At 33.1% G+C, this 7,225-nt stretch carries 9 protein-coding genes; 1 reads left to right on the top strand and 8 read right to left on the bottom strand.

All coding sequences use genetic code 11. The features are described 5' to 3' along the window. The first annotated feature begins 329 nt into the window (after nucleotides 1–329). Nucleotides 330–1,820, top strand: a complete 1,491-nt coding sequence (locus tag EGT49_RS12175; RefSeq protein WP_057815975.1) for a DUF6056 family protein — start codon at nucleotides 330–332, stop codon at nucleotides 1,818–1,820. Between the two features lie 50 nt (nucleotides 1,821–1,870). Here the strand turns inward: EGT49_RS12175 and EGT49_RS12170 are convergent, their stop codons facing one another. The 8 genes from EGT49_RS12170 to EGT49_RS12535 all read right to left on the bottom strand — a co-directional run. Then, a complete protein-coding gene (locus EGT49_RS12170; RefSeq protein WP_135374660.1) occupies nucleotides 1,871–2,542 on the bottom strand; it encodes an alpha/beta hydrolase in 672 nt (223 codons plus the stop codon). Between the two features lies 1 nt (nucleotide 2,543). Continuing rightward, on the bottom strand, nucleotides 2,544–3,332 hold the full coding sequence (locus EGT49_RS12165) for a hypothetical protein (RefSeq protein ID WP_135374658.1): 789 nt from the start codon (nucleotides 3,330–3,332) through the stop codon (nucleotides 2,544–2,546). Between the two features lie 17 nt (nucleotides 3,333–3,349). Further along, nucleotides 3,350–4,333, bottom strand: coding sequence for a peptidoglycan recognition protein family protein (locus EGT49_RS12160; RefSeq protein ID WP_135374656.1), 984 nt, complete (start codon nucleotides 4,331–4,333; stop codon nucleotides 3,350–3,352). A 17-nt stretch (nucleotides 4,334–4,350) separates the two neighbouring features. Beyond that, nucleotides 4,351–4,650: a holin gene (locus EGT49_RS12155; RefSeq protein WP_135374654.1), complete on the bottom strand. Its 300-nt coding sequence runs from the start codon at nucleotides 4,648–4,650 to the stop codon at nucleotides 4,351–4,353. Continuing rightward, nucleotides 4,651–4,926 carry a hypothetical protein gene (locus EGT49_RS12150; RefSeq protein WP_135374652.1) on the bottom strand — a complete coding sequence of 92 codons (276 nt, stop codon included), beginning with the start codon at nucleotides 4,924–4,926 and terminating at the stop codon, nucleotides 4,651–4,653. Between the two features lie 58 nt (nucleotides 4,927–4,984). Then, complete coding sequence (locus EGT49_RS12145; RefSeq protein ID WP_135374651.1) at nucleotides 4,985–6,430, bottom strand: BppU family phage baseplate upper protein; 1,446 nt, start codon at nucleotides 6,428–6,430, stop codon at nucleotides 4,985–4,987. Nucleotides 6,431–6,432: 2 nt separating this feature from the next. Further along, complete coding sequence (locus EGT49_RS12140; RefSeq protein ID WP_135374649.1) at nucleotides 6,433–6,885, bottom strand: hypothetical protein; 453 nt, start codon at nucleotides 6,883–6,885, stop codon at nucleotides 6,433–6,435. 11 nt (nucleotides 6,886–6,896) lie between these two features. Then, nucleotides 6,897–7,225: hypothetical protein (locus EGT49_RS12535; RefSeq protein ID WP_167849844.1), on the bottom strand; the 329-nt coding region annotated here is incomplete at its 5' end.

Raw genomic sequence — 7,225 nt, 5'->3', positions numbered from 1 at the left:
AAGGAGAGTACAGGATTTGAAAAAGCCCATGTATCAGTCTTTATGACGCTTTTGCGCAAAATAAGCGCAAATAGTTATCTTTTCTTACCCTTTTTTACCTAGTTAAAAGGTAAAATATTTATTAATTTCCAGCTCTTCAATAATCAAAATTGTATCACAACCCAGTCACTAAAAAGCACCCATCACTTAAATTAATAGATGATGGATGTTTTTATACTATAGAAGGCAATTTACAGTAAATTATGAACCTTGGACATATTTGGATATCTTTATTAGTGATGATATTATGTTAATTAGATAAAAACAAATCAAGGTACGAGGAAAGATTTATGCTTTTTAAAAAAAATTATTACTTTTCTTTTGTAATGATATATATATATTTCATTATCATGTCTTTTTTAATAATTCCTGTTGGAGATGACTACTTTTGGTGGGGAAATAATGGCATTTATTTACTAAAACACAATTTCTATGGAAATAATCCAGTGTTTGGTGGGAGCTGCAATGGTAGATACTTGGGAAATATATTCGAAATATTAATAATGCACAGCTCTCTATTTGCCGCCATAGTGTATGCCAGTACTGTAACTTTATTTATTTGGTGTATATGGAATTTAACAGGTAAGGGAAAAGTATCTCTCGGATTATCATTAGCATTTCTAACTATTTTTCAAATGGAATATATTAGAAGTATTTTCTTATGGTTTAGTGGCTTTGCAAATTATCTTCCACCTATCACATTATTACTTTTCTATTTTGTTTTGATTAAAAATCATATTAAAAAAAAATCTATGTTACCTATTCCTATCTATTTCTTAATTTCGTTGGCTGGTGGACTTTTTGTCGAACATATGACTATTTATCAAATTTTTATTGGATTCTTTTCAATCTTGCTTATCCACACTATAAACAAGCTTAAATTATATAATTTATCTCTAAAACCTATGTATGCTTATCTCTTAGGAGCCTTAATGTCAGCAATTATAATGTTCTCGAATCCATCATACCATCATAATAATTCTTCATATCACAAAGTTGCTTTTTCCTTTGTCAAATCTATACATAATTTCAATTTCATTACACACTTTTGGATATTAACTTTCAATTGGCAAATCATTCTACTAATTTCCATCTCCATTTTAATAATTTCATGGAAAAATATTTCTAATAAAAAGATAAAACTTTTTTTGATTTCATCTTCCTTGTTATTTATTTCATATTATTCCATTGTAAACATTTATATTAAATATAATTACAAAATAAATGAATACACAAATCAAATCATAAATGTTAATAAGATTTTTGCCTATTTTGATACAGTATTTGGTGTACTATTTTTTTTGTTTATATTAATATCTACATTCATAATCTTTAACAATATAAAATTCTTAGATATTTATTTTTATTTATTTAGTTTTCTTGCATTAATCGTACCCTTCTTTTTTATTTTGTCTCCTATATTTATTAGAGAGTATTTTAGTTCATTCGTTTTTCTATTCATTGTATCAATACTATATTTTCGAAAAGCTATAGATACATTATCGAATGAATCCTCTAAAATTTTAGAAAAAGCTATCTTAATATTGATTTTTATTACATATTCCTTAACTATGTTTATGATGATGGCCAATTACCATTCTAATATTCAACGTGTGAATGATAGTTCTTTTCTTTCAGAATCCAGACCCTTAAAATATAAAGTTCCGTACAATAATTATGTATTTTTAAACGATACATTAAATATGCAATCTTCTGAATATTGGAATAATAAACTAAGCTTTAAAACAAGCGATTATATTTTCAACAGTTATTATAAATAAAAAAAGAGGATCATCCATAAGTATAAAAATACTTATAGATGATCCTCTTTTTAAAACCATTTTTTTACAACATTTATAACTTCAGGTGACCACATTATAGTTCCATGATTTTGATTATTAGCAACCACGGTAATACTATCTGGAAATACTAATGAACCACAAAGTGCTGAATCTTCTGAAATCACACCATCATTAGCATATTTTGATGGGAATGTATGAATATCATCATCTCTGGCAACAAAAACATTAACACTATTGTATTTAATTTTATCTTTGTTGGCCATAACTTCCTTAACAAATCCTGTTTGCTTAACAGTCATAGATTTACCATTGTAAGGAGTTGCTGCTGTAACAATGCTATTAATGTAGTTAGGAGAATACGTTTCAAGCCATCTTACAACTGCATTACCACCGTTAGAATGTCCTAAGATATTTACCATATCATTTGGTCCCTCAGCATTTCTAAACAATTGAACAGCATTTTCTAGATAAAAACCTGTATTCTCAACTTCACCAACATTGTAATGATACGTTTGGAAAGTAACAGTTGCATTTTTAGAACCTGAGACACGTTTAACAAATTTAGCCTCACCAGTTTTAGTAACAGTGATGATATTAAAAATACTTGGATCAACACCCCAGTGACTTGCAACACTTCCATTAGCATCATTTACAATAAAATCTTTGGTTGCTCCGGAACCACCTACAAAAATATTTAACATATTAATCGACCCCCTTATTTGATGGATAGAATGAACCACTCATCAATGATGTACCAGTTGCATCATTGATATTAATAAATTGATTGTCACCAATCTTGTAACCTGTACGATTGTTTGTCGTATAGATTGCATCAGATAAAATTTGATGGCCAAGATTGTAATGAACGCCTGTTACAGCATTACCATTCAAATCAAAATAATCGGGTGCAACACTATTAATATTAATAATCTTTGAGATAGGCGTTACATGGTCCCCATAAATTGAGCCAGTCGAGCTGGTTAATTTTGCATCTGGGAAAACATCTTGACTGCAATAGTAATCAGTATTATCAACCTTAAAACCAGTGTTATAAGCTGATGTAACATATCCGTTATTATCCTCTGTATCATACATTTCAATTGCTCCATCAACTAAAAATCTACTTCCATCAGTTGGATAAGCATTAGTTGCTGCTTTATCTTTGTGATAAACGACTACCGGATGCAATACCAACTTGGCGGCACTATAATCAAAATCCCTGTCGATTTTAATTTGGAAGTTACCATCTGAATTATCAAGTGTTGTTGAAGCATTCTGTCCCGGCTTATCAAAAGCAGCCCATTCAGTATTATCAACTTTAAAAAACTTCTTCTTTAAAGATTCATCATAAGCATACTCTTGATATTGCCAAGATGTATTCGGACTCAATACTGATCCATTAGGTGTAAATGTATTACCACTAATAACATACAAATCAATACTATTACCTTGTGTTGCAAAGATACCGTTCGAACTAAATTTTCTAATCATTCTATTAAATTCTCCTTTTATTTGTTTCCGCCACCAATTGTGTAAAAGCCATCTACGTATTCATTAGTTGCTACCAAGAAAAATACTTTGTCATTTATAACTTTGACACCTGTATCTGGTGACTTCCATTGGCTATAATCCATAAACGTACTTTCAGTGCCAGCAATCTTATTACCATTTCCATCAAAAGCATTCACGCCATGGATTGAATTGATTGTAATAATTCCAGCTTGGTCCGTATATTTTTTAGGAATATACTCGTCTCCACCAACTTTATACATTGGTAAACCATTAATTAGATATACGCCGGCTGATTGCCATGCAGTACCATTTTTAAACGTTGAATTAGAACCGGGAACAATTTGTCCCTTACCATTCCATCCAGCAATACCTGTGCTTGGACCATTTTTAACAGTTACAACATTTCTGGCTGGTTTTGTTTGAGTAGTTGAACCACCGCTTGTGGAACCTCCAACCCCGTTAGCAATATCCTTAGCCAACTGGCCTTCATCAATGTGCCAGAAGGGTTTTAAGTAGCTTTCAACTGGATCAATATGGTTCCCCCAGATATTGTCTGAAACCCATTTATGAGTTTTAATACCTTTGTCGTATTTTCCACCGACATCAAGGGTACAAGGAATGCCAAATTGCTGTGCTTTATATCGAGCAAAGTTAACAAAAGTAGCATAATCTTTTTCAAAAGTTACTTTATCAGATGTACGAGCTAATTCAATTTGTACTGGAGAATTTTCATTTGCATAAGTTCCAGCTCCCCAAGCAACATATCCATCAGCACCTACTTGGTAAATTTTTCCTCCATCACCAATAACATATTGCACGTACGTTTGGCTTGTAGACCAATTATTCTTAAAATAGTGAGCGTTGTTTGCCGCACCATCATTGGTCGTCTCATGAAGAATGATAAACATATTATTTGTTTTTTGATTTGAACCTTCATTTGCCCCTAAAGCATATTGTGTATCAATATTAAATTGTGCCAAATTAAACACTTCTTTCTTTAATGTTTGTCGTTACTCTTGTAACCACCTGTAATACCTTTAAATCCTGTAAATAAACCAGCAGTAGTCCCACCGACAAGGAATCCAGCCAATCCAGCTTTTGCAAGGCTAACATCACCATAAATTTGACCAATTATCAAACCGACAATGATACCAACGCCCATAGCCACGAACGGCAAGTAAGTATTAGCAATCCTTATCTTAGAAATCTTGATAGCTTGAATGATGAAATAAACACCAATACCTATAATCGCCAGTTCAGACGTACTAACAAGTCCAAAACCATTAACAATATCCAATCAATCACCTCCTTTCAACTTTTCCCTTTTCCATTCGAATAAGGTCTTTAATTGTTCATCATGTTTCGTCAAATGTTGGTCATGATTGTGTAATTTCAAATAAATGTCTTCATGTACATTTATTGATTTTTCATCTAAATCATTAACATGAGTTATTACTGCATCAACCGAATCAATGAATTCAATTATTTTTTTTAATAAGCCAAAAATACCGGCCAATAAACCACCTATGGCACCTATTATTGAAATAATTGTTAGAATCGTTGACAAAGCCAATAGCAACACCTCCTCAAAGCAAAAAAGCAACCGGCTATTCTATTTAGTCGATTGCTTTTTATTTAACTGTTCCGTCTTTCTCATCAAGGTATTGATCTGTGGCAACACGATATGCCTTCTTACTACCAATTTCCATAACTCTAGTGAATGTATATGGTAAATCATCTTCCAATTTCAATGTAATGCTTTGACCGGATTCATGATAACCAGTTTGTGATGTCCCCTTTGCTGTAATGGTTCCGGATGAAACACCATAAGAATATGCAATGTTATCTTTAAATACCCACTCATTTGTTGCGACTCTAACTACGTCACGGCCTTTCATGGTTCCTGTATTGATTACTGCATATGTCTCATTAACATCAAGAGCACGTCCAATAGCACCATCTTGACCATATACATTTGTTGGTTGATATACACCGACAATAGGGTCATTATCTGTTGGGTCTTTTATATTAGAAACTATTGATACAGGGTCTGAATCTTCCTTTTCACTATCATCCAATGCTAATGAATAGGCCGTAACAAAAATAACCTTGGCAGTCGTATGTGTAGTATTTTCAAGTATCACACGTCCATCTGGCATGAATGAAACGAATATTGATTCAGCATTATGTCCATCTGTATCCATTGCCGTTCCCATACCAATTTTTTCAGTTTTTGGTCTGCACTCCACTGGTAACATGAATACAGTCGAGCCACCAGTAGAAGTGTTAATAGCGGCAATTGACATCTCTACAATGCCATCACGTAAAATCAAGCTAGAGCCACCGGCTGTGTGCCAAGATTTAAATGGTGATTGCCAATTAATGTCACTTGCCTTATATATTTTTGTAGCCATTGCCGTAACGTGGTCATTAAATGTTGCCTTTGAAACAACATCATTATCAGCAAACAATTGCTTAATATTCTGTCCAATTTGATTCAAAGAATCATAATCAGATTGAAATTTCTTTACAGCGTCGTCGGCAGCGTTGGCACTAGCTTCAACTTGAGCATTAGCATTATTCAACGCTGTAACAATCTTGTCTGTCAATGTACTTGAGAAATTGACCGAACCAATGTTTATGTTGTAGAAATCATTTGGCAATACGTCTAAATTAAAGTTAATCGTAGCAATTACTTGGTCGCTATTCTTGACCTCGATAACTGTTCGCTTGTATTGACCAGCACTAGCGAAGCATTGAGAAGGCAAGTACATAACAACTCGTCCACTTTGCCAGTCAGAATCTGGTTGAGCCGAAACTACTTTGTACTTACTGTTTGAATCCTCGCCGTAAAGAGTTACAGAAGAGTTTTTTGGGTCTAATTGATGAGGGATGTTACCATCATAGAACCACATTTTAAGATCAGCACCATTTTCACCTTGTCTGAAACGTTTGTTAAGTGAATATGTAACCAGATCAACTTTATTCAAATCAATTTTCAAATATCCACCAACAGAATCTGGCGAAACTGGTAGCCAGCCATCTTGGTTAAGAATGTTTTCATTGCTTTCGTCCATTTTTAGTTATCTTTCCTTTCAAAACCATAAAAAATAAGGCTGGAATGTAAATCTGCGATAATCTTATCAACATTTACCCAGTCCATGTTTACGGTATTTATATAATCTTTTGTAAAATAAATTGTTTCTGGCACATCAATCTCAAAAATCTCATAATTGGTGAAATCTGCTCTTATGATGTCGTTATCTTTAAACCCGTGTAGGATCAAATGATTAATCAAATTTTCGAGTTTGTCGAAATCATATAACCAATTGCTATAAATAGCAGAATCATCTTTCACTGCGTACAACGGCTTGAAACTAGCTTTTGGAATCACATCTTTATTAACTAGGTAGTTGCTTGATAACAGCTTCCAAACCGCCCCCAATTCACTGGCAGCTAGTTTGAAATTATCATCATTGATTTGCAAGAAATTGGGATATGGCGTTTCATTTTCGATTAATGTAAATTTCATCGTTTAACTCCCTAACTAGCTGTGACATACGTTACTGTAAATTGGGCATATCCATACCCAATACTTGATTGAACTGTCATGCTCCCACTTGTACTTATTTGAAGTGCACCAGCTGAATACGTGTGATAGTTCTGATCCATCGTGAAAACTATTCCAGCAACTTGATGCAATGGATAAGCCCAATCTGGCAATGTAGCAAAATTTGTATAGTTATTATTGGCGTCCATTCCAGAATATTGGATTGTAACCAATCTTCCTTGTTTAGTAATATATGCGTTACCAGTAAATGCTCCTGTATTAATAGACAATTGTTGAGTGATAAACACGGGCATATTTTTTT

Source organism: Companilactobacillus suantsaicola (genome assembly GCF_004745525.1).
Lineage (GTDB): Bacteria > Bacillota > Bacilli > Lactobacillales > Lactobacillaceae > Companilactobacillus > Companilactobacillus suantsaicola.
The sequence above is the reverse complement of the archived record's forward strand: the minus strand, read 5'-3'. Positions and strand labels throughout refer to the sequence as shown.

Excerpts from the sequence above, each read along its gene's own strand:
- EGT49_RS12175 (WP_057815975.1), top strand. The coding sequence starts at position 330 with ATGCTTTTTAAAAAAAATTATTACTTTTCTTTTGTAATGATATATATA.
- EGT49_RS12170 (WP_135374660.1), bottom strand. The coding sequence starts at position 2,542 with ATGTTAAATATTTTTGTAGGTGGTTCCGGAGCAACCAAAGATTTTATT.
- EGT49_RS12165 (WP_135374658.1), bottom strand. The coding sequence starts at position 3,332 with ATGATTAGAAAATTTAGTTCGAACGGTATCTTTGCAACACAAGGTAAT.
- EGT49_RS12145 (WP_135374651.1), bottom strand. The coding sequence starts at position 6,430 with ATGGACGAAAGCAATGAAAACATTCTTAACCAAGATGGCTGGCTACCA.
- EGT49_RS12140 (WP_135374649.1), bottom strand. The coding sequence starts at position 6,885 with ATGAAATTTACATTAATCGAAAATGAAACGCCATATCCCAATTTCTTG.